18 protein-coding genes are annotated in these 24541 nt (G+C 33.9%); 12 read left to right on the top strand and 6 right to left on the bottom strand.

Annotated elements, in window-relative coordinates; translation table 11 throughout:
* The 5 genes from RMR19_RS02160 to glf all read left to right on the top strand — a co-directional run.
* Positions 1-438: hypothetical protein (locus tag RMR19_RS02160; RefSeq protein ID WP_310601852.1), on the top strand; the 438-nt coding region annotated here is incomplete at its 5' end.
* 49 nt (positions 439-487) lie between these two features.
* A complete protein-coding gene (locus tag RMR19_RS02155; protein ID WP_310601851.1) occupies positions 488-3781 on the top strand; it encodes a CotH kinase family protein in 3294 nt (1097 codons plus the stop codon).
* A gap of 50 nt (positions 3782-3831) precedes the next feature.
* On the top strand, positions 3832-4902 hold the full coding sequence (locus tag RMR19_RS02150) for a mannose-1-phosphate guanylyltransferase (protein ID WP_310601850.1): 1071 nt from the start codon (positions 3832-3834) through the stop codon (positions 4900-4902).
* Between the two features lie 16 nt (positions 4903-4918).
* Positions 4919-5944, top strand: a complete 1026-nt coding sequence (gmd, locus tag RMR19_RS02145; protein ID WP_310601849.1) for a GDP-mannose 4,6-dehydratase — start codon at positions 4919-4921, stop codon at positions 5942-5944.
* A 672-nt stretch (positions 5945-6616) separates the two neighbouring features.
* Positions 6617-7717, top strand: coding sequence for a UDP-galactopyranose mutase (glf, locus tag RMR19_RS02140; RefSeq protein WP_310601853.1), 1101 nt, complete (start codon positions 6617-6619; stop codon positions 7715-7717).
* A gap of 130 nt (positions 7718-7847) precedes the next feature.
* On the opposite strand, the gene rfbC is transcribed toward glf, so the two are convergent.
* The 4 genes from rfbC to RMR19_RS02120 form a co-directional block, all read right to left on the bottom strand.
* Complete coding sequence (rfbC, locus tag RMR19_RS02135) at positions 7848-8465, bottom strand: dTDP-4-dehydrorhamnose 3,5-epimerase (RefSeq protein ID WP_310601848.1); 618 nt, start codon at positions 8463-8465, stop codon at positions 7848-7850.
* A gap of 50 nt (positions 8466-8515) precedes the next feature.
* Positions 8516-9415 (bottom strand): dTDP-4-dehydrorhamnose reductase, encoded by a 900-nt coding sequence (gene rfbD / locus RMR19_RS02130; protein ID WP_310601847.1) that lies wholly within the window; start codon positions 9413-9415, stop codon positions 8516-8518.
* Between the two features lie 23 nt (positions 9416-9438).
* Positions 9439-10458, bottom strand: coding sequence for a dTDP-glucose 4,6-dehydratase (gene rfbB / locus RMR19_RS02125; RefSeq protein WP_310601846.1), 1020 nt, complete (start codon positions 10456-10458; stop codon positions 9439-9441).
* 115 nt (positions 10459-10573) lie between these two features.
* Positions 10574-11755, bottom strand: coding sequence for a MerR family transcriptional regulator (locus RMR19_RS02120; RefSeq protein ID WP_310601845.1), 1182 nt, complete (start codon positions 11753-11755; stop codon positions 10574-10576).
* Positions 11756-11930: 175 nt separating this feature from the next.
* On the opposite strand from RMR19_RS02120, the gene RMR19_RS02115 reads away from it, so the two are divergent.
* Together RMR19_RS02115 and RMR19_RS02110 are read left to right on the top strand one after the other, a co-directional pair.
* A complete protein-coding gene (locus tag RMR19_RS02115) occupies positions 11931-13784 on the top strand; it encodes a polysaccharide biosynthesis protein (RefSeq protein ID WP_310601844.1) in 1854 nt (617 codons plus the stop codon).
* A gap of 190 nt (positions 13785-13974) precedes the next feature.
* Positions 13975-14502: a hypothetical protein gene (locus RMR19_RS02110; RefSeq protein WP_310601843.1), complete on the top strand. Its 528-nt coding sequence runs from the start codon at positions 13975-13977 to the stop codon at positions 14500-14502.
* A gap of 158 nt (positions 14503-14660) precedes the next feature.
* Here the strand turns inward: RMR19_RS02110 and galU are convergent, their stop codons facing one another.
* Complete coding sequence (galU, locus tag RMR19_RS02105) at positions 14661-15548, bottom strand: UTP--glucose-1-phosphate uridylyltransferase GalU (protein WP_310601842.1); 888 nt, start codon at positions 15546-15548, stop codon at positions 14661-14663.
* A gap of 216 nt (positions 15549-15764) precedes the next feature.
* Between galU and rfbA the strand changes: the two genes are divergently transcribed.
* The 3 genes from rfbA (at position 15765) to cysK (ending at position 22046) form a co-directional block, all read left to right on the top strand.
* Positions 15765-16634, top strand: coding sequence for a glucose-1-phosphate thymidylyltransferase RfbA (gene rfbA / locus RMR19_RS02100; protein ID WP_310601841.1), 870 nt, complete (start codon positions 15765-15767; stop codon positions 16632-16634).
* A gap of 314 nt (positions 16635-16948) precedes the next feature.
* Complete coding sequence (locus RMR19_RS02095; protein WP_310601840.1) at positions 16949-20920, top strand: Ig-like domain-containing protein; 3972 nt, start codon at positions 16949-16951, stop codon at positions 20918-20920.
* 190 nt (positions 20921-21110) lie between these two features.
* Entirely contained in the window at positions 21111-22046 is a 936-nt protein-coding gene (gene cysK, locus RMR19_RS02090; RefSeq protein WP_310601839.1) for a cysteine synthase A, read from the top strand.
* An 89-nt stretch (positions 22047-22135) separates the two neighbouring features.
* Here cysK and RMR19_RS02085 read toward each other — a convergent pair whose 3' ends face one another.
* Complete coding sequence (locus RMR19_RS02085; protein ID WP_310601838.1) at positions 22136-22789, bottom strand: Ig-like domain-containing protein; 654 nt, start codon at positions 22787-22789, stop codon at positions 22136-22138.
* 377 nt (positions 22790-23166) lie between these two features.
* On the opposite strand from RMR19_RS02085, the gene RMR19_RS02080 reads away from it, so the two are divergent.
* Both RMR19_RS02080 and RMR19_RS02075 read left to right on the top strand, forming a co-directional pair.
* On the top strand, positions 23167-23862 hold the full coding sequence (locus RMR19_RS02080; RefSeq protein ID WP_310601837.1) for a response regulator transcription factor: 696 nt from the start codon (positions 23167-23169) through the stop codon (positions 23860-23862).
* Positions 23862-24541 (top strand): hypothetical protein (locus RMR19_RS02075; protein WP_310601836.1); only part of this gene is annotated, 680 nt, incomplete at its 3' end. The genes RMR19_RS02080 and RMR19_RS02075, both read left to right, overlap by 1 nt.

Genomic DNA, 24541 nt, shown 5'->3' with positions numbered 1-24541 from the left:
GAGGTTAAGTTAGTAGCTAATAATACGAAAGTGATAAATGAATACACCTATCTATCCTATCATTTATACGATAAAACTGGTGATGTAATCTTATATGAAAACGAAAGGATACCTATTAACCTAGATAAACAAGGTGAAATGCTAACAGTAATATCTATTAATTTGAAAACTATCTCTAATAAAGATATCAAGAAGGGCGTAGTTATTCAATTTGATATTGTTGATGAAGAAAAAGCATATTGGTTTTCGAATGATGCTTCAATCGGCTTAGATGCTAGTTCTATTACATTTCAGAATAATTATTTAAAACGTGTTGGTTTAGAAATAAAAAAGGAAATTTTAGATAATCAAATTGTTTTTTTTATAAATATACTATGTTGTTTCAGTGTAGTAGTAGCGATTTTGGTAATAAGAAAAAAACATATATTTGAGTCATAAAATATAAGCAAGCAATAGTAACTTAATTTATTCATATGGAGGAGAGAAAATGAAAAAAAATAGTGTACGCGTTTGTATTATTTGTATCTTAGCATTTTTAATTGTATCTATTGGTTTAGATAAAGAGAGAATTATTGGCTCTAGTACGGCTAATGATGTAATTGATATGTATTATTTAATTCAAGTTGATTCAAAAAGTAAAAAAGATGAAAAGATTAAAGTAAAGGAAGTTGACGGAGAGTCATATCTTTTTCTTCCATCTTCAGCGGACTTAAGTAGTGTTAATTTGTATTATACTGTAACTGATGATGTTGAAAAGGTAACAGTATCAAGCGAGAATGAAAATGAAATTTTATTTAATAGTGGGGATGCCTTAGATGTTACGAACATAACATCGTTTGATTCTGAGAATAGTAATTACCCATTGACAATTGGAATCTATTTAGAGAACGATACAAAATACTTAAAATTAAATATAATGAAATCTGAGAATATTTCTTCAGCATTTCTTATAAGTGCAGATAGTGAAAATGAGGGAAGAGATTATATTGAGTCGAGTAAGGAACATACTCTTGCTACTACAGGAAATTTATCAATAATTAATGAACAAGGAAATATTGATTATTACGGTAGCTTAGCTCAAATTAAAGGAAGAGGAAATACTTCTTGGATAACGGATAAGAAATCTTATCAAGTTAAATTAGATAAGAAAGCAGATTTAATGAATACTGGAAATGACAATAATAAAAATAAAACATGGTTATTCATAGGGGCAATTTCAGACGGAACACAAATTCATAATATATTAACATACAAGATGGCGCAAGAATTAGGAATGCTAGGTTCTGTAGATTCAAAAAGTGTAGATTTTTATTATGATGGAGAATATAGAGGAACTTATCTTTTAACTGAAAAAGTAGAGATTAAATCTGGAAGAGTAGATATTGTTGATCAAGAGGAAAATTTTGTTTCGGATGATCCTAATAATTCAGATTTAGATACATTAGAAACAAAACAATCAACAAATCGTTATAACAATAAGTATCAATATGTAGATAATCTTATCAATAACTCTGCAGACTATAGTGGTGGATATTTACTTGAGTTGGATAATTATTATTATAATAAAGAAAAAAGTTATTTTTTTACTAATTCAGGTATGAAGATAGTAAGTAAAAATCCTGAGTATTTATCAGAAAGTGCTATGAAATACATAAGTGAGTTATGGCAAGAGTTTGAAACATCAATAGTAAATTTGGGAATGAATGAAGAAACAGGGAAAGCTTATTCGGATTATATAGATGTAGAAAGTTTGGCAAAATATATTATGCTTCAAGAATGGGCTTCTAATCCTGATGTGTGGAGGTCATCTACATATTTTTATAAAAACAATGATCAAGTAGATGATAAGTTGTATGCAGGACCTACTTGGGATATGGAGAGTAGTTTCGTGACAGATATCTATGACTGGAGATTTGAACAATATACAAGTGCATATTGGCCAGGGATTGGTATTAAAGAAAATTGGGTAGGAGATTTAATGAAGATACCAAGTTTTCAAGATGAATTTAAAAGAATTTTTCAAAATGAACTTTATCCAATTGTAATGAATAGTGTTCTTGATGAAAATAGTGGTAGTTATGTTAAATCTGTACGAGCATATCAAAATGAATTGACAGATTCTCTTAACATGAACTTTAAATTGTGGGTTCCTACATATGGTAGATATGAAACACTACCTCAGAGATTTGATTCGTTAATATATTATATAAGTGAGCATACACAATGGATGATGGAGCAAATTAATTCATGGAATGGAACAGATATTACGCATGAAGAAATAACGATTGAGTCACCAGTAATTGGAGAAATTCCAGATACTGAAGCAAGTATTGCTGAGTATGGAGCGAGTTGTGTAATAAGTGATGTGTCTTGGATGAATTCACCAAGTCAGTTCTTGGGGGCAACAGAATACACAGCTAATGTTACCTTGGATCCAATAGAAAGTGCAAAATTTAATGCAACAAACTTAAAGATTACAGTTAATGGAGACGAAGCGAATAATATTATTTATAATGATAATGGAAGCATAACTGTACAATATACGTTCCCTTCTACACCGATAGAAAGTGCTCAAATATCTGTTGCTGTACCAGTAGCTAATGAAAAAAGTACAGAGGCATATGTGGGTGATTCATGCTACAAAGTAGTTGAAACAAAATGGAATCCAGAAAATGAAAACTTTCAGTATAATACTGCTTATACAATTAGTGTAAAAATTGAACCAATAGAAGGTTATAAGTTTGATTCTGATGTTGAGGCCACAATTAATAATAATCAGATGGTGATAACTCAAAAAGATGAATCATATATAATTGCTTCATATACTTTTCCTAAAACGGAGATAAAAAAAGATAATAATAGCGGTCAAGGAATCCCATCTGGAGGATCATCCTCTGATGAAACACCAATTGATAATACTGCTGCTGATACATCAAAGCTTACTGATGAGGCTGAAAAAGTTTTAAATGCGAGTGCTCTTAATGCATCAAATATTACATTGGCTATTAAAGACAGTAAACAAATTACGGTATATAACTTAGAATCAAGTGATAAAATTAACAAAGCAATCGCTAATGGAACATTAAGTAAAAAGATTGAGTATAAAGTAGCAGATTCATCAGTTGCAACTATAGATAATAGTGGAAAAATATTGGGAAAAAAAGCTGGAACAACAACGATTGATATTATAATTACAATTGGAGATATATCGAAGACATTACAAGTAAACGTAAATGTAGAAAAGATGAAGCAAACGGTTAGTGCATCTTCTTGCAAATTGAATTATAGTAGTAAGAAATATGCATTAGAAGTAAAGTTAGAAAAAGGAAATGGAAAACTGACTTATTCAAGTTCAAACACAAAAGTAGCTTCTGTTGATAAGAATGGAACAATAAAGATGAATGGGTATGGTGTAACAACAATCACAATTGTTTCAAGTTCGACTTCAACATATCAAAAGGCAACAAAAAAAATAACTGTTACAGTTAAACCAATAAAAGCAAGTATAAAGAGTGTGACTATAACAAAGAGCAAGAACATTCTAGTAACATGGAAAAAAGATTTAAAAGCCAATGGATATGTTATAGAATATAGTACAGATTCTAATTTCAAGAAAGATGTAAAAAAAGTTTATATATCTAACAATAAAACGACTAGTAAAACTTTAAATATTGAGGATAAAGGTAAAAAGTATTATGTTAGAATTTGTAGCTATACAAAAGATAATACTCAAAAAATTAATGGTGCGTATAGTGGAAGTAAGAGTATAAAAGTAAAGTAAATGTTTAAGTTACATAAGTGTTAGGGGTATTGGAAAGGAGCTATACTATTATGAAAAAAACAGCATTAATAATGGCAGGAGGTAGAGGTGAACGTTTTTGGCCTCGTAGTCGTAAAAATCTACCAAAACAGTTTTTGTCACTTACTGGTGATGGTAGAACAATGATACAGCTTACAATTGAGAGAATTTTACCAATTGTAGATATAGAAGACATATACATAGCAACCAATAAAGATTATATAGAATTGGTAAGAGAGCAACTTCCTAATATCCCTAAGGAAAATATACTTTGTGAACCAGTTGGTAAAAATACTGCACCATGTATTGGTTTAGGAGCAATACATATTGCAAAAAAATATCAAGATGCATTAATGATGGTACTTCCTTCCGATCATTTGATAAAATACAATAGTATGTTTATTAATTCATTAAAAATTGCGTGTAATTTAGCTGAGCAAAATACAAATTTAGTTACTATTGGCATTACGCCTGATTATCCAGAAACTGGATATGGATACATAAAATTTAATCCAGAAAAGTCCGTAGGGCAGGCGTTTGCAGTAGATCGATTTGTAGAAAAACCAAATCTCGAAGTTGCAAAAGAATATTTAGCAACCGAAGAATATCTATGGAATAGTGGTATGTTTGTATGGAAGATATCATCTATATTGGCAAATATGGAAAGATGGATGAATAAAACTTATAGCGGATTATTAAGAATTAAAGAAGCAATAGGAACTAGTGATGAAAATATGGTGCTTGAAAAAGAGTTTTATGCATTCGATTCACAATCAATTGATTATGGAATTATGGAAAAAGCAAAAGACATATATACTGTACCAGGTACTTTTGGTTGGGATGATGTGGGATCTTGGCTTGCAATAGAGCGGATTCGCAAAACGAATGAATATGGCAATGTGGTTAGTGGCAATGTAATAACGATTGATAGCAAAAATTCTATAATTGATGGAAATAGTAAACTAATTGCAACAGTAGGTGTTGAAGATTTAATAATTGTAGACACGGAAGATGCTACTTTAATATGTAATAAAGACAGCTCGAAGGATATAAAAAAGGTACTTGAAAACCTTAAAATTTGTAATCGGACAGAATATTTATAATGAGAGGAAGAAAAAAATGAAAAATGCACTAATAACAGGTATTACTGGACAAGATGGTTCTTATTTGGCAGAATTATTATTAGAAAAAGGCTATAATGTATATGGAATTATGAGGCGTAAAAGTGTTGTAGATTATGGTAATGTAGAACATATTAAAGATAGGATAAAATTTATATATGCAGATATGACAGATGTTATATCGTTAATGAATGCAATGAAAATTTCTAAAGCAGATGAGGTCTATAATTTAGCGGCACAATCTTTTGTTGCAACAAGTTGGGAGCAACCACTAGCAACAGCTGAAATTGATGCACTAGGTGTAACCAATATGTTAGAGGCAATAAGAATGGTAAATCCTAAAGCAAGATTTTATCAGGCATCTACAAGTGAGATGTTTGGTTTGGTTCAAGAAGTTCCACAAAAAGAAACAACACCTTTTTATCCAAGAAGTCCTTATGGAGTAGCAAAAGTGTATGGTCATTGGATTACTAAAAATTACCGTGAAAGTTATGGATTATTTGCTTGTTGTGGTATTTTATTTAACCATGAAAGTGAAAGACGTGGTCTTGAGTTTGTAACTAGAAAGATTACAGATGGTGTGGCAAGAATTAAATGTGGCTTGCAGGATCATATTGAATTAGGAAATATGAATGCGAAGCGTGACTGGGGACATTCGCAAGATTATGTAAAAGCTATGTGGCTAATGTTACAGCAAGAATCACCAGATGATTATGTCATCTCTACAAATGAGACTCGTACAGTTAGAGAATTTGTTGAAATAGCGTTTAAGCATGTCGGAATTGATATAAACTGGCAAGGTATGGGTGTAGATGAGATTGGTGTTGATGCAACAACAGGAAAAACATTGGTTTCGATTAATCCAACGTTTTTTAGACCAGCAGAGGTTGAATTGCTTCTTGGAGACTGTACAAAAGCTGAAAAGAAATTAGGCTGGACAAGAGATGTGTCTTTTTCTGAATTGGTACAGAGAATGGTTGATAATGATATGAAGATTATTTCAAGTGAAACTTTAAAAAAATAAGTAGTTTTTGATTCAATTTACTATGAATTTTGTCGTAAAAAGAATTCATAGTAAGTTGAATCTTTATTTATTATTAGGAAACTTCTCAAATCCAAAGAAATAGTGGATATTGAATTGAGAAAAACCTGCATAATAAAAGGGCGAAGAAGTTGACTTTGTGCTGACTTTGTTTAAGGAGTCGAACTGCATTAGTTGATGATTTGAAAGCAGTGCAAATATATTAAGTGAGTATTCCAATGCAATAGTGCACTGTTTCCGATAATTCAGAGCACCCTGTTATTCGCTTGAACAACTTTCGTTTTTGCTGTTGTATTGTCTTTAAAATCATTGTTTCTATCAAGGATGCTATGTATCGCTAAGGTGGCTCTGACCTTGACAGAAACAATGATTTTAAAGGTATGGTAATCGAGCCAAAACAAAGATGCGCTATAATCTAGAAGCCATGCTCTGATTTATCAGAAAGCACGCACTATTCAATCGTAATATACAATTAAGGAATGGGACGATCTTGCAAAACTACAGTTGATTTCAGAAATAGAAACAAAATATAAGATTAAAATTATAGTGGCTGAGATTCAAGGATTTGCGAATATTGATGAATTAATTAATATAATGGACAAGAAGATGGCGTAATTAAATAAATATCTTAAATATTTGCGAGATGGAGAGCATATCATGTACAATTATCTAATAGTCGGAGCAGGCCTTTTCGGCTCAATCTTCGCATATGAAGCTAACAAAAGAGGAAAAACCTGCTTGGTCATCGACAAAAGAGACCATATAGCAGGAAACATCTATACAGAAGATGTAGAAGGCATCAACGTTCACAAATATGGTGCACATATTTTTCATACATCGAATAAAACAGTATGGGATTATGTGAATCAATTTGCAGAATTCAATCATTATATCAATTCACCGGTTGCTGTATATAAGGACGAGCTATACAATCTTCCGTTCAATATGAATACGTTCAGCAAACTTTGGGGAATCCGTACTCCAGAGGAGGCAAAAGAACGAATTCAAGAGCAAATCAAGGAACTGCATATTACTGAACCAAGCAATTTAGAAGAGCAAGCATTATCGTTAGTTGGTACAGATGTATATGAGAAATTAATCAAAGGCTATACAGAGAAACAATGGGGAAGAAGTTGTACAGAACTTCCGGCTTTTATTATTAAGCGTTTACCACTCCGTTTTATCTATGATAACAATTACTTCAATGACCCATACCAAGGAATCCCTAAAGGTGGTTATACGGCAATTATTGAGAAGATGTTAGAGGGAATTGAAGTAAGAACGAATACCGATTATTTCGAACTTGTTAAGGAACAACCAGATATTGCAGAGAAGATTGTATTCACAGGTATGATTGATGAATTCTTTGGTTATCAATTGGGAGAATTACAGTATCGTTCTTTACGTTTTGAATCAGAAGTGCTGGAAGAAGAGAATTACCAAGGTAATGCTGTTGTGAATTATACAGAGCGAGAAGTACCATACACACGTATCATTGAACACAAACATTTTGAGTTTGGAAAGCAACCGCATACAGTAGTTACAAGAGAATATCCATCAGAATGGGAGAAGGGTTCAGAGCCATATTATCCAATCAATGATGATAAGAATGGAAGTCTATATGAAGAGTATAGAAAACTAGCAGAAAAAGAAACCAATGTAATATTTGGAGGAAGACTTGGACAATATCGTTATTATGATATGGATAAGGTGATTGAGTCTGCACTTACTATAGTAGAAGCGGAGCTTAGCTAATTGGAAATAGTAGATTAGTTTGGCATTCGAATGCACAAATAGAGGGGATTATTGAATTTTATGAAAACTCTGAACGAACTTAATTCAGAGTTTTCATAAAAACTGGCGATAAAAACCGATGGTAAAAAAGTTACAACGAAAAGTTACTTTCGATGCTCTGCAACCCAGTCCACAACTGATCCTTCTCACTAAGAGTTAAAGGTGTACCATCCTCCATGTGATATCCTTGTGCAGAAGCAGTTCCTTGGTATTCACCAACCACTTGTGGCCAAACAACACCGATTTCTGGATCATTCCATGCAAGACCACCTTCATCATTTGGGTGATAGAAGTCTGTACATTTGTAGCAGAATTCAGCGATATCACTTAATACGAAATAACCGTGTGCGAAGCCTTCTGGTACATAGAATTGTTTCTTGTTTTCTTCGGAAAGTTCAATTCCAAACGATTTACCATATGTGCTACTGCCATTTCTTAAATCTACAGCAACATCGAATACAGAGCCTTTGATAACACGTACTAACTTTCCTTGTGGATATTCCTTTTGAAAATGTAATCCACGAAGAACGCCTTTTGTTGAACAAGATTGGTTATCCTGAACAAAGTTCATAGTTAAGCCAGCTTCCTCCATATCCTTTTGATTGTAAGTTTCGATAAAGTATCCTCTAGCATCTCCATGAACCATAGGTTCAATAATGCATAGCCCTTCGATACCTCCAGCATTCTTCTCTATCTTAATTTGTCCCATATTTATTTCTTCCTTTCCTAATTCGATTAAAATTGCAAGTGTTTAGGTAACTAATATGTTTTACTGTATAGAATCTCTTTCAGATAACGGTTCAATGCATCCTTCCAAGTTGGAAGAGGTGTAAATCCATTCTCTATAAGCTTGCTTCGATCGAGTCTACTATTAAAAGGTCTAGTAGCCTTCGATATTCCATATTCCTCAGTAGTAACAGGGAATATTGTTAATTTGTCTTCGGAATAATCAGTATGTCCTAGTTCGGTTGCTTGATGGAAAATCTCTTTTGCAAAGTCATACCAACTGATGTAGTCACCTTCATTGGTTGCATGATAGTAGCCATATTTCTCTGTTTCAATCATATCCACTAAAAGTCTAGCAAGGTCATATGTGTAAGTTGGTGTACCAATTTGGTCGCATACAACCTTTAAAGAATCATATTTTTTTCCTATGTTTAGCATAGTCTTTATGAAATTATTTCCGTTTTGACCAAACACCCAAGCAATACGAACGATAAAATATCTTTCTAATAGCTCAGATACGTAACGTTCACCTTCTAATTTGGTTTCTCCATAAACACTAAGCGGATTATACTCTTTACAATCGGGTTTCCAAGGCGCAGTACCTTGACCGTCAAATACATAATCAGTGGAGATATACATCATCTTGATATCAAGCTCTTTACAAACAGTTGCGATGTTTTTTGTTCCCATTCCATTAACAAGATGAACACGTTCTATATTCTCCTCATCTTCGGCATTATCCACAGCAGTCCAAGCGGCACAGTGAATAACAGCATCTGGTTTAGCGCTTTTAATTCCATTTTCAACAGAAGCAGAATCGGTAATATCCATTTCTTCTATATCTACACCAATCGCTTCATGGTTTCGTTTCCGTAATTCATTAACAACATCATGTCCTAGTTGGCCCTTTACGCCCGTTACAAGCACTTTCATTCGAGTTATCCTCCATAGTCTATTTATCGCTTGCTATACATGGTTTCATAGTAGTTTTGATATTCACCACTAATAATTGTTTCCCACCATTCTTTATTGTTAAGATACCAATCAATCGTCTTTTTAATACCATCAGCAAATTTAGTTTCTGGAAGCCAGCCAAGTTCTGTATGAATTTTAGTTGGATCGATAGCATAACGCATATCGTGTCCTTTACGGTCTGTAACATAAGTAATTAAGCTCTCAGGCTTGTTTAATTCTTTGCAGATAATTTTAACGATATCTATATTTGTCATTTCATTGTGGCCACCGATGTTATATACTTCACCGACACGGCCGTTATGAATAATTAAGTCAATAGCTTTGCAGTGATCTTCTACATATAGCCAATCACGAACATTTTCACCTTTTCCGTAGACAGGAAGTGGTTTGTCATTTAAAGCATTGGCAATCATAAGTGGAATCAACTTTTCAGGAAAGTGATATGGACCATAATTGTTAGAGCAACGACTGATAGTAACAGGAAGTCCATACGTTCTATGATAGGCAGCGACTAATAAATCAGCAGAAGCTTTTGAAGAACTGTAAGGACTGCTTGTGTGAATCGGAGTTTCCTCTGTAAAGAATAAATCAGGTCTGTCAAGTGGAAGGTCACCATATACTTCATCTGTTGATACTTGATGATAGCGTGTGATACCATATGTTCTACAAGCATCCATTAATACGGCAGTTCCTTTAATATTCGTATCTAAAAATACTTCAGGATTCTCAATGGAACGGTCTACATGACTTTCAGCAGCGAAATTAACAATAATGTCTGGATGCTCCTCTTCAAATAGTTGGTAAACCGCTTTTCTATCCGTAATACTTGCTTTTACAAAGCGAAAGTTAGAATTGTCCATAATAGGGCTAAGTGTAGATAAATTTCCTGCGTAGGTTAAGCTGTCTAGGCAGACAATGCGGTAATCAGGATATTTTTCTAACATATGAAATATAAAATTGCTTCCGATAAATCCAGCACCACCAGTAACGATAATAGTCATAATTGTGTATCCTCCTTATTTCGGTTATTTATAGTAGGTTTTCTAAGTTATATTGATATTATAAAAGGTGACGCTAGGTCACCTTCAAGTACTTTTTTTATCTTTCTTAAATTATTCACTTTTTGCATAAAAAGATACCTGCATCCTTGGTAATGTGGAAATTATTCTTCATATATTTTTTAACATGAGAACGAAATTCTTTATAATGGTTTACTAAATACTGATTTTGATTTCCATGGCAGGAAAGAATATAGGCGATAAGTGGTTCGATTTCTGTAACAAGTAGAGAATCCTCATAGATTCTACATTCAATTTCTGAGAAATAAGGAGCTAAGAAGGCGTTACCATTTTCTAATCCAAATTGCTCATATAACTTGTCTGCAGAAAGAACAATTCGCTCATCAAAACTTTGTACTAATTGATTTACTTCCATCATATGTTTCTTTCCATAAGTACTGCATAGAAAATATCCACCTGGTTTTAATACTCTTTGGACTTCCTGACATACTTTTGTTATATTCTCGCAGTAGAATAATAGATGATTGGCAATTACAAAATCAAATGTTTCGGATTCATATGGAATCTCGTGACAGTCAAATGCCTGAAATGAAAAACGGGTATCTTCTGTACCGATAGCACGACGAGCATCACGAAGCATACCATCTGATAAATCGGATAGGGTGATGTCTATTTCATTTGGCAGTGTGGATAGTGAATTTGTCCAAAGTGAACCATCGCCACAACCAATTTCTAGGATTTTCATCCCTTGTGTAATATGGTACTGTGCAAATATCCAAGGAAACCAACCTTGTTTATTTTGAGAATATAATGTATGTAAATTAATTCTTGCAGATATATTAGAAGCGTTTTGATATTGATTCTTGAGACTTTTTTCCATTCCTGTTAAGTGGATAAGATGCAACATGCTACTCCAGTCAATAGAATGGTTTGCATGAATGGTATCGGAAGTGTCCTGAATAGCTTTTTCTACTAATTGCATTTGTTCAATTCGATCACGCACTAACTTGAGTTGAAGCTGTAGAGAGTTCAACATAAAATGGTAATCAGTATCAGCAATCGTCATCTCTTTTATATCTTCTAATGAGAATCCGAGATATTTTAGTAATAGAACTTGTTGTAGTCTTGCTAAATCTTCATCAGTATAGAAACGTGCGCCAGTATCCGTAACCAATGAGGGTTTCAAGATATTCTGTTTGTCATAATAACGAATAGTGCGTAGCGTTACATTGGCCATGCGTGCAAATTCACCAGAGGAATAGTAACCTGTTTTTTTCATGCTTTAATCCTTTCTTATCTATCTATTGGTTATTATAATCATAAAAATCAAGAGTGACAATAGGTAAAAAATATGTCTGAAGGGTAGAAATGCTGACAGATTTTGTTCTTTACATTAATAATGGTATGTGAGAGAATATAACAAGTGGAATTATGGAAGGAGTAAATACATTAAAATGTTAAAGTTAATAAGAGAAAATAAATTATTAATAAGAAGGACATTTTTGATTATTATAGATTGCTTGATGATTAATATATGTGCTTTAATGGCTATTTTGATTCGATTTGATTTATCGTTTAGTAGTATTCCAGTTAATTATTTGGAGGCTATCGTAAAATATATTCCTTGGAATACAGCAATTACAATTCTTATCTTTTTCTGCTGTAGATTGTATCATAGCTTATGGAAATATGCGAGTATCGATGAAATTACCAATATATTAGTTGCCTGTATTATTGCGACGATTACTCAATATGTTGGTATTCATATTATGAATTTACATTTACCTAGAAGTTACTGTCCTCTTAGTATGATATTTCTTATGGGAGGAGTAATTGGTACTAGATTTCTATATCGTTTTTTGCGCTTAATGGCACATCGTTACCATGGTGCGAAGAAGAGTCGAATTATGATAATTGGAGCAGGAGAGGCGGCGAATGTTATTATTCGTGAAATTACAGCAAGTCAATATGTTGATGGCGTTGTTGTATGTATTATTGATGATAACAAATCTAAGATTGGGAGATACATACAGGGGGTTAAGATTGTCGGTACAAGACAGAAGATTGTAGATGCCGCTAAAAAATATGAGATTACTGATATTATAGTTGCAATTCCTTCTGCACCAAGAAAAGAGATTCGTGCTATTCTCGAAATCTGTAAAGAGACAAATTGTGTAATAAAATTATTACCTGGTCTTTATCAGTTGATTAATGAAGAGGTAAGTGTAAGTCGTTTACGAACAGTTGAGATTGAAGATTTACTTGGTAGAGATCCTGTTCGTGTTGATACGAGAGAAGTTTCGGATTTTTTACGTGGTAAGGTAGTAATGGTAACTGGTGGTGGTGGCTCAATTGGAAGCGAATTATGTAGACAAATTGCATCGTTTCACCCAGCGAAACTAATTCTAGTTGATATCTATGAGAATAATGCATATTTTGTTCAACAAGAACTCAAGAATCGTTATCCTCTGATGGAGTTAGATGTGTTAATTGCATCGGTAAGAAATACGAATCGTATGAATCAAATATTTGAGAAATACCGCCCAGAGTTTGTATACCATGCAGCAGCACATAAGCATGTTCCTCTTATGGAAGAGAGCCCGAATGAGGCTATAAAGAATAATGTTGGTGGAACACTTAAGTTAGTAAAGGCGGCGGATAAATATGGAGTAAAACGATTTATATTTATATCCACAGATAAAGCAGTTAATCCTACGAATATAATGGGTGCTTCTAAAAGGATTTGCGAAATGATTATTCAGTCTTATAATCGTAAATCGCAGACGGAGTTTGTTGCAGTTCGCTTTGGTAATGTTCTTGGTAGCAATGGAAGTGTAATTCCATTATTTAAACAACAGATTATGAATGGTGGGCCAGTTACAGTAACCCATCCTGATATTATTCGTTATTTCATGACGATTCCAGAAGCGGTATCCCTTGTATTGCAAGCTGGAGTATATGCTCGTGGTGGTGAAATTTTCGTTCTTGATATGGGAGAACCTGTTAAAATTGCAGAATTGGCAGAGAATCTGATTCGTTTATCAGGCTATATTCCGGACAAAGATATTCGTATTGTTTATACCGGATTACGACCAGGGGAAAAATTATTTGAAGAACTGTTGATGAAAGAAGAAGGCTTGAAAGAGACAAATAATAATCGAATCTTTGTTGGAGAACCAATTGCATTTGATGATGATGCATTTATTAAAGCAGTTGAGAATTTAGATTATATAGCGAAACAAGAGTGTACGGATATTCGTGGGGAAGTAAAGAAACTTGTATCGACTTATGAGTATAAGGAAGTATAGGAAGTTTTATGTTACATTGTCTTTGTCAGGTAAAGGTGATGCGTGTCGAAAACTTCTGAAAAAGGAGTTTGCATACTTTTGTGAACGCTGTTAATATAGTAATTAGAAGAGAGCACATTATGTGGTTTGTAAAATGATGGAATTAAAGCTAAAGGAGTTTAAAAATACATAAAGAAAGGAGGAAAAGAGGATGACAACAGATCAAAAACTTGATTTTCTAATTAGTGAGTTCGGTGAGATGAAGCAAGATATTAGGGAATTGAAAGAAGATGTATCGAACTTAAAGGTAAGCGTCTCAAATCTAAAGGAAGACGTATCGAACTTAAAGGTAAGCGTCTCAAATCTAGAGGAAGATGTATCGAACTTAAAGGTAAGCTTCTCCAAACTAGAGGAAGATGTCTCAAGCTTAAAAGTAAATTACTCAAATCTAGAAGGAGATGTCTCAAGCTTAAAGGTAAACTACTCAAATCTAGAAGGAGACGTAGCAACATTGACGGGAAATGTTATAATCTTACAAAGAGATGTATCTGGAATTAAGATGCTGCAAGAGAATGAGATATGGCCATCGATTAAGAGAGTTGCAGAAGGGCATGCAGATATTGTACGTAATGTCGAAAGCAATCATGCTATCTTGGAAGAGCAAGTTGCAAAGAATGAAGTCTACGATGTGTATATTAAACATCTAGATGCAAGAATTGATGAACTAAAGAGAGCGTAATAATATCTTAGAAACGATGAACTAGAACGACAATGCGGTGATAGATATTACATAATGTAATACAAAGGTGCTTATGTTATATGATAACTATAAAAATGTTGTCATAGCATAAGCACCTTCTTGTTATTTATAAGTAAGATTGTATTACTAAATTGTTATTACAATTTCCCTGCTAATTCCTTAATATAAGCAGTAACTTGATCACGAAGACAATCTCGCTCTAAAGCAAAATCTATAGTAGCTTTAATAAAGCCGAATTTATCTCCAACATCATAGCGAATACCTTCAAAATCATATGCATAAACAGCTTGTAAATCCATTAGACGTTTAATAGCGTCTGTAAGCTGAATTTCACCACCAGCACCAGGCTTTTGTGAAGCTAAGAATGTGAAGATTTGTGGAGTAAGGATGTAGCGACCAAGCACAGCTAATCTACTTGGAGCTTTATCAATAGCTGGTTTCTCTACCATGTCGGTAAGTTTAACACGTCTTCCTACAGGTTTGTGACTTTGTGATGGAGCTACGATACCATATTTGTTAACTTGATCCTTGGCGACAGTTTGAACACCAACAATGGAAGCTCCTGTTTCACGATAGGATTCCATTAATTGTTCGAGAGCAGGCTTGCCGCCGTTATTAACAACAACATCATCCCCTAGTAAGACTGCGAATGGTTCATCTCCAATGAAAGATTGTGCGCATAGTACAGCATGGCCAAGCCCACGAGGTTCTTTTTGCCTAACATAATAGATGTTTGCTAGACTTGAGATATCATTCATCATCTTGAGTTCTTCCTGCTTACCTGCTTTTAATAGATGCTCTTCTAATTCGTAAGAGCGGTCAAAATGATTCTCCATACAGTGTTTGTATGAATTGGTAATAACAAGAATCTCTTCAATACCACTTTGAACGGCTTCTTCAACAATATATTGAATTGTAGGGGTGTCTACAAGTGGTAACATTTCTTTCGGAACTGCTTTGGTTGCTGGGAGGAATCGTGTTCCAAGACCAGCCGCTGGAATAACAGCTTTCTTAATTTTTGCCATCTACTAACTTCTCCTTTTTCTAGAACTCTATTTATTATAATATAATTTCCTTGTTATTACAATGAATAAACTTGTTGTAATTAGGAATAATCTTTCTAAAACGAAGGTCTTATGTTATAATGAGGAACAGGTAATATATTCTAGGTTTCAGATAAAAAGAGAAATAGTAGTTACACAAGTAAAAGCATTATGCAAAAAGAACAATTGGAGGTATGTATGAAGGGAATAATATTAGCAGGTGGATCGGGGACGAGGTTATATCCAATAACAAAAGCGGTATCAAAACAATTGACACCAGTATACGATAAACCGATGATTTATTATCCACTATCAATTTTGATGTTGGCAGGAATAAGAGATGTATTAGTTATTACAACGCCACAAGATAACGCGAGTTTTCGTAGTTTACTAGAAGATGGTTCACAGTTTGGAATTAATATTGAATATGCAGTGCAAGAGTCACCAAGAGGACTTGCAGATGCATTTATAATTGGAGAAGAGTTCATTGGTGATGATAGTGTAGCTTTAATTTTGGGAGATAATTTATTCTATGGACAAAGTTTCACAAAGACACTTGAAAAGGCAGCAAAGTTGGAAGATGGTGCAACGATATTCGGATATTTTGTGCGTGATCCGAAAGCGTATGGTGTTGTAGAATTTGATGAGAATAAAAAAGCGTTATCAATTGAGGAAAAACCAGATATTCCAAAATCAAACTATGCAGTACCAGGATTGTATTTCTATGATAACGATGTAGTTGAGATTGCTAAGAATGTAAAACCATCTATGCGAGGTGAAATTGAAATTACGACTGTAAATCAAGAATATATGAAACGCGGTAAGTTGCAGGTTGAAATTATGGGACGAGGAATGGCGTGGTTAGATACAGGAACACATGAAGCGTTGCTAGAAGCGTCGAACTTTGTTGCAACAATTCAGAAAAGACAAGGATTATATATTGCTTGTATAGAAGAGATTGCATATAAGAAAGGCTTTATTAATCGTGAGCAATTATTGCAGTTGGCAACTCCAATGCTTAAGACAGAGTATGGTAGATATTTAGTAGATATTGCGAATGGTTTATAGAAAATAAATTGAAAAAGACAATTCCAGGAAGTGCTATTATTGAAAATAGCCATTGGGATTGTCTTTTTTGGTTATCAAGAGAAAAGATGGTCCTGTAAAGGTTGAGCATGTAAAAAAATGTTACAAAAAAATTAAGCTTTTATTAAATATTCCAAACTGCCTTATGTTTGCCAAAGAATCCGTTTAATATGGAGGTGAATATTGGGTATGAGTATCTTTAAGTAAAGAGTAATGTGATTTAGGGACAAAGTCTTGAATAGTTACATAGCAATTTAGAAAAGAGGTAAAACATGAAGGCTACGTGGAGGACAATAATGAAAGACAAAAAGAAAGATAAGAAGTTACGCCGTATAAGTAGAATTACTTGTCACGTCATTGTGTTGTGTATGATTGTAGCTATATTCGCTGGAAGCAGGGATAAGGAAACAATCTATGCAGCGGGAAGTGATACAGCAGACTTGCGATTTATATTTACAACAGACATACATGGGCAATTAAACAATACCGATTATGAGACTGGTAGTACCTATGCAACTGGAGGATTAACGAAAGCATATACATTGATTAAAAATGCAAGGAAAGAAGTGGAGTCTTCTAACTATTTAACATTTGATATCGGTGATGCTTTATATGATTATTCAACCGAGTACATATTTTCAGAAGACCAAAAGGCGGTACAGCCTATTTACCAAGCGATAAAGATGATTGGTTATGATGCAATTACATTAGGAAATCATGATTTTGACTATGGTTATGACTATATTATAGGTCAAATTAAGAATGCAGGGTTAAGTGATGTAACGGTAGTTTCGAATGTATATGATTCGAAGACAAGTAAACCTGTATGGAATGAAAACATGATTATCACAAAGAAAGTTAAAACAGACGCAGGTAAGACAGCAACCGTTAAGATTGGTATAATAGGAGAAACAATTCCTGTACTATCAACGAAAACAGAGAGCTATCTTGGTATATTAAAGACAGAAGACATCGTTGAAAGTGTAAAGAAACAAACAGCCATATTGAAGGAAAAGGGCGCAGATGTCATTGTAGTACTTTCACATTCTGGATTAGGTGAAGATGAAGTATCAGAATTGAACTATAAGAATGTATCTTATGCGCTTACACAGATTCCAGATGTTGATGCAGTATTATGTGGGCATGAACATAAGATTTTTCCGAATAAAGATAAGACAACAACACATTATAATTTGCCAGGAGTAGATCGAGATACTAGCTTGATAAACGGGAAAGTATTAGTTATGGCGAATGACCGTGGTAAAAGTATTGGTGTAGCGGATTTGAAATTGAATATCTCAAGCACAGGTAAAGTTACGGTAGCAAGCGGTAAAGGTGAAGTTCGTGAAGTGGATAAAACTAGTACGAAAGCAGATGCTTCATTTAATGGGTTATATGGTACATGGGAAAGTAAATTATTGGATTACACGAAAAAAGAAATTGCTGTTCTTGACAGCGATACAACATTAACAAGTTATTTTGGTTATATCCAAGATACAGCATCAATGCAATTAGTAAACGATGCGAAAATAAGCTATGCACATAAGTATGTGAATACAGTTAAGACGGAATATAAAAACTATCCAATCATTGCTGCAACACAGTATTATAAGTATGGTGTTAACTCTATTGATGACTATGCGAATATTACAGGTGGAGTAACGGAAGCGGATATTGCACAGATACAAGCATATAATGGATACACTGCGTTATACAAAATTACAGGAAAGCAATTACGAGAATGGTTAGAGTGGATTGCAAGTGCATATGAAACAACGTATCAAGAGATGGCATCAAGTGATAGTGTTATGGCAGGTCTTGTTCAATCGGCAACAGGGAAGCCATTAGTCTTAGAAGAATGGCAGAGTAATTGGGGGAATTTCCGTGTATTTGATGGAATCGAATATACAATTAATCCAGTTAGTAAGCCAAGATATGATTTTAATGGTAATAAGATAAATGAGTCAAATCGTATCACAAAGTTAATGTATAATGGACAAAATGTAACGGATTCAATGGAATTTGTTCTTGCAACAGACATTATTACAAAGACGACGGAGGCAACGAAGAACCTTGATAATCAAGCAATATATAAAGGTTATAACCGAGGACAGGTAATTGTAAGTGACTATTTAGAAGAGTATGCAAAGCTTGGTAAAGTGAGCTATGCAGCAGATAATAACTGGGCAGTTGCAGTACCAGGAGGATATAAATTCTTATTAAAGAGTCCTCTTCAATCAGAAACACTTGCTAAGAAATCAAAATGGTATGGGAAAACGGCAATTTCTTCTAACGGAATAGCTTACATACAAGGATACGGTAGCGTTATAAATACCCTTGATTCAAAGCCAAATGTTATTCTTACATCTACAAATAAAGAGACAACGAATAATGCAGTAAAAGTTCTAGTAAAAGCTTATGCAGGATCGGGAATTCAACAGCTTAGATTTTCCTATGGTGATTATAATGTAGAGAGTTCTATATGGGAGAGTGCTACAAGTGTAATAAATGGTGAATTTACAGCTTCAAAAGATGGTGTTTACTCTGTATATGCAAAAGCAGCAAATGGAAATGCAGTAGTTCGTAAGATTGATATAACAAATATCAGTGATACGGACCTTGAAGCACCAAAGGTAGATACATACACAAATAGGAAGACAAAGATTACTGGTACAGCAGAACCGGGCGCAATTATTTATTTTGTAGCAAGTACAGGACGATATAAACACGTAGTAGATGCAGAGGGTAAATTCTCATATGCGTTGCCAAGTCAGCCATCTGGCACAACGGTTCAAGTGTATGTAGAGGATGCGAGTGGTCGTACAAGTAAGAAAAAGACCGTTACTGTAAAACGTACAGGACCAAATGCAAGTACTCTTGATGAGCTTAAGAATACAACAGCAGGAATCACAGGAAACACAAATGATAGTGATGCTACTCTTATTGCGATTGTAGACGAATTAGTTTATGTGGCAAAGAATGGTGGAAAAGCAAATTATGAGGCAAGTGAAATTTATAATAGTGAGTTAACAATTAAAGAAGTTGCTCAAACAGTAGATGAAAACTTAGACTTTAAATTAAGCACACCTTTATTCAAACCTGATGTAAAAGTAAAAGTATATTCTATTGACCTTTTAGGTAGAGCGAGTCGTCTTTATACAATGACAGTGAAATCAGCAGGGCCAAATGCACCTTCTATCTATGAAGTAATGGATGTTGAACGTACTATTTCTGGTAGAGTAACCTCTGTGGAATCAGGTTCTACGTTCAAAGTATATGTTACTGCTGCTGGTAATACATATGAAGCAAGTACAGACGAAAAAGGATACTATTCCGTAAGCGTAGGAAAATTGACAGTAGGCGAGAAGGTTACTGTATATGCAACAGATGTTGTGAATGGAAAAACAAGAACAAGTTATACCTCTTCAAAAGTAGTAGGAGATGTAACCACTTATCTAACACCAAGTGTAGATTCCTTCTTCTTAGACAAAATTACGAATAAGCTGACATCATTTTCAGTATATCTAGATGCAGGAGAAGAAGTATTTGTTTCAATTAATAAAACAGTATATAAAGGTATAACGAATGAAGATGGTGAATTTGTAGTTGATTTAGGCAAAAAGCTTTCTGCAGGTACAAAGATTTATGCGTATACAAGATTTACAAATGGTGCAGTATATGAAGTGGAAGAAGTTAAAGTTATAGCAGATCTTCCATTAGTACCATTTACGACAAATAAGAGTATTACAACGAGTACAAAGACAATTAAGATGGTTACAGATGAGAAGTGTACTCTTGTTATGACGATAGGAGATAAGAAGTATACGAAGACAGCATGCACATATGATAGCACATTAGATGGCTATGTATATTCCTTCTCAATCCCTAAAACGAATTCATCAGAAACAATCAAAGTATATGCTAAGAATAGCGTTGGTTCGAGTAAGACAGTGAAGCTTTCTATATCAGAGACTGCACCAAATGCGCCAAAGGTAGATAAGGTGAAGGCAGCAGACGAAGTGATAACAGGAACAGTTCATTTAATCGCACCAGATACATTAGATGAGTATTCAGATGTAACAGCAAGTAATACGAAAACAGTTGTATATGCAAAGATAGGTAGTAAAAAGTATACAGGTGAAGTAAATGATGATGGTGAATTCACAATTAAAATTCCGAAACAAAAAGCAGGAACAGTGATTACCGTATGGGGAAGCAATACCGCAGGCGGTGATGGACCAGAAAAAGAGATTAAAGTAGTAAAATAACATAGTTTATAAACAGAAGGAAGTCCACAAAATGGGCTTCTTTTTGCATTAAAAATAAGATAAAGAATAAAAAATAAAAAAAAATACAAAAAGTCTATTGACATTGTAGGAAAAATAGAGTATAAATAACTTATAAAACATATCAACTCACTAGGAAATATATAAATTAAAAAGAAAAGGGGAACACATTATGGCAAATATCGCAAAGAAATTAACAGATTTAATCGGAAACACTCCACTATTACAATTAACAAATTATCAAGCAGATAATAAATTAGAGGCAAATGTTATTGCCAAGCTTGAGTATTTTAATCCACTTGGAAGTGTTAAGGATCGTGTAGCTTTTGCAATGATCGAAGAAGGAATTAAACAAGGAAAGATTAATCAAGACACAGTAATTGTTGAACCAACAAGTGGTAACACTGGTATTGGTCTTGCATTTGTAGCAGCATCAAAGGGGTTACGTCTAATTCTTACAATGCCAGATACAATGAGTATTGAGCGTAGAAGAATTGTAGCAGCACTTGGAGCAGAAATTGTATTAACTCCAGGAGCAGAAGGTATGAAAGGTGCAATTGCGAAAGCAAATGAATTAGTAAAAGAATATGGAAACGCGATTATTCCACAACAATTTGAAAACAAAGCAAATCCAGAAATTCATAGAAAAACAACTGCAGAGGAAATCTGGAGAGATACTGATGGTAATGTAGATATTTTTGTAGCTGGTGTAGGTACAGGCGGTACAGTAACTGGTAATGGTGAAGTATTAAAACAGAAGAATCCTAACATTAAGATTGTTGCAGTTGAACCAGCAGCTTCACCAGTACTAAGCGGTGGAAAACCAGGACCTCATAAAATTCAAGGTATCGGTGCTGGATTCGTTCCAGGAGTTATGAATCTTGACATTGTTGATGAGATTATCAAAGTAGAAAACGAAGATGCATTCAATGCTTCAAGAGCAGTAGCAAAAAGAGATGGCTTATTAGTTGGAATATCAGCAGGTGCAGCAATTCATGCAGCAACAGAACTAGCAAAACGTCCAGAAAACAAAGGAAAGAACATAGTTGTATTGTTACCAGATACAGGTGAAAGATACTTATCAACTCCATTATTTGAAGAAGCATAGAATGGATATAGAAATTAAATAGAAGGTTTTTGAAATCAAAATAAGCTACCACACAAAGTGTGATAGCTTATTTTGGCTATGTTAATAACTTATTTTTCAGAGTTTTCTATTACCGTTAATGTACAACTAATAGAAGAACCATTTTCTAGAGTTGCCTTAATAGTAGTAGTACCAACTTCTTTAGCAGTAATTTTTCCTGTTGAGCTTATTATAGCTACATCAACATTGCTACTTGAGAACTTTGGAATTTCAACTGTTGTATTAGGTTTAATAACAAGTAGATTCTCAAGGAATGGATATCTTTTACCAACGGCAAGAGTTAGTTCGGATTTTGCTAAAACAATACTTGCAGCAGGTGGTCCGACCGTGATCTCACATTCTAATGTTTTGATTGTCTTAGATTTCTCTTTAATCGTAGCAGTAATTATAACAGTTCCGTTTTTATCGTTTGTAGTAATTACGCCAGATTTATCAACAGTTGCAATTTCTGTATCGCTAGACTTAAAGGAAACTGTCTGATTGTTCTCTAAATTATATACCTTTAATGTATAGTTTGAGTCAGTTACTAATAATTTGTTTTTAACATTTAGCTTGGCGTTACAAGCATCTTCTTCAGAAGAGTTTGTAACTTGATTTGCTTTTGCAGTAGTAGAAAAATTAGTATTTGGAATAGGTACCGTACTTACTACCATACTTGCAAGAGCAACTGCAAATAACCGTCTTTTTAAATTTTTAACGTTCATACATAACTCCTATCTGCACTTATTTCATGCAACAAGTATTAACATTAACCTATTGTTTTTGTTGTATATATTATATCACATCTCATAGTAATTATATACTTAGTTTTTGTCAGAAACATGTCAAGTTTGAAAGAAATTCTTGTTTTAGCAAGGCATCCAAAAAAAAGAGATATATGGAAACGAAATTACATATCTGCTTGAAAAGCTACCATACAATGGTGATTTCGTAAGAAATTGTTAAGAATTAAAGCAATGGATGCCACTTGTATAATGTTAGCCAAATAAGCTATAATGGATAGTAAGAATATATTTATTGGATGCTGTTAGAGTGAAAACAGAAACGACTAAATTGTAGTTAGTGAAAGGACGGTTAGACTATGCAACATATATTAATAGCCGATGACAATGCTGATATTACTGATATTCTAGCAACCTATGCGCAAAAGGAAGGATTTGAACCTATTGTTGCTTCGGATGGTGCAGAAGCGCTAGAATTGTTTTACGAATATAATCCTGTTGTAGTTTTATTAGATGTAATGATGCCAAAAGAAGATGGATATGAGGTTTGTCGAAAGATAAGAAGTAAATCGAATACGCCAGTTATTCTAATAACAGCAAGAGGAGAAGATTTCGAAAGAATTATGGGACTTGATATTGGTGCAGATGACTATATTGTTAAACCATTCAGCCCAAGTGAAGTAATGGCAAGAGTAAGAGCGGTACTTCGTAGAATGACAAGTACAACTCAGCCACAGAAATCAGAGAATATGATTTCAATAAGTAATCTTGAAATTAATTTAGATGAATATACGCTCTACATAGATAGCAAAAAGATGTCATTGACGAAGAAAGAAATTGAGACTATGTGGACGTTGGCAAGTAATCCGAATAAAGTATTTACAAGAGATAATTTACTAGATAGTTTGTGGGGATTTGATTATTTTGGTGATAGTCGTACAGTGGATTCTCATATTAAAAGATTGCGTGCAAAACTGGATAAGGTAGAGCATTCAGATTGGACGATTAAGACAATTTGGGGTGTTGGATATAAATTTGAGATTGAGGAAGAATAATGGGTATTGTAGATAAAGGTACTAATGTAAAGATATATAATCGAATATCGTTTCGTGTTTATTTTTACTTCGCAATTGTAGTTTGTCTATTTGCCGCAACGTTAGGTGTTATGTTTGTGCAATTAAGTAAGTCTAATTCGAAAGCAACCTATAGAGAGCGTTTACTTAATAAGGGGCAAAGCATAGCAGAGATTCTCAATAATTATATTGAATATGAGAACTATGAGGAATATCCGATATTTTTGATAACAATGAAGAAGCTTGAAACCTCAGAGATGGATATTTGGATTGTAAGTAATGGTGAAGCAGAGAGTCCGATGAATAGTCTTGCAGATACGGATTTAACGAATATAGATTTGAATAAAAGTGTCAAATCCGTTTTAAATCAATCGTTAGCAGGAAAAATTACGGATAAAGTCTATTATAGTGAGATTTATAAAGAGACCGTTATGTCAATCGGAATACCTGTATATGATGAGAATGATGATGTAGTAGGTGCTGTTCTGCTACATTCACCAATTAAAGGGCAAGCACAACTTATCAATACAAGTTTGCGAATGATTTTAATTAGTGCGATTACTGCATTGATGGTATGCTTTGTTGTAGCAATTATCTTTGCCAGAAGATTAACTATGCCGATTTCAAAGATGCGTGTAACAGCACTTGGCCTTGCAGAAGG

It is taken from the genome of Anaerosporobacter sp., from assembly GCF_031551385.1.
In the GTDB taxonomy this organism is placed as follows: Bacteria; Bacillota; Clostridia; order Lachnospirales; family Lachnospiraceae; genus Anaerosporobacter.
Note: the sequence above shows the minus strand (reverse complement) of the source record. Positions and strands in the feature narration are given on the sequence as shown.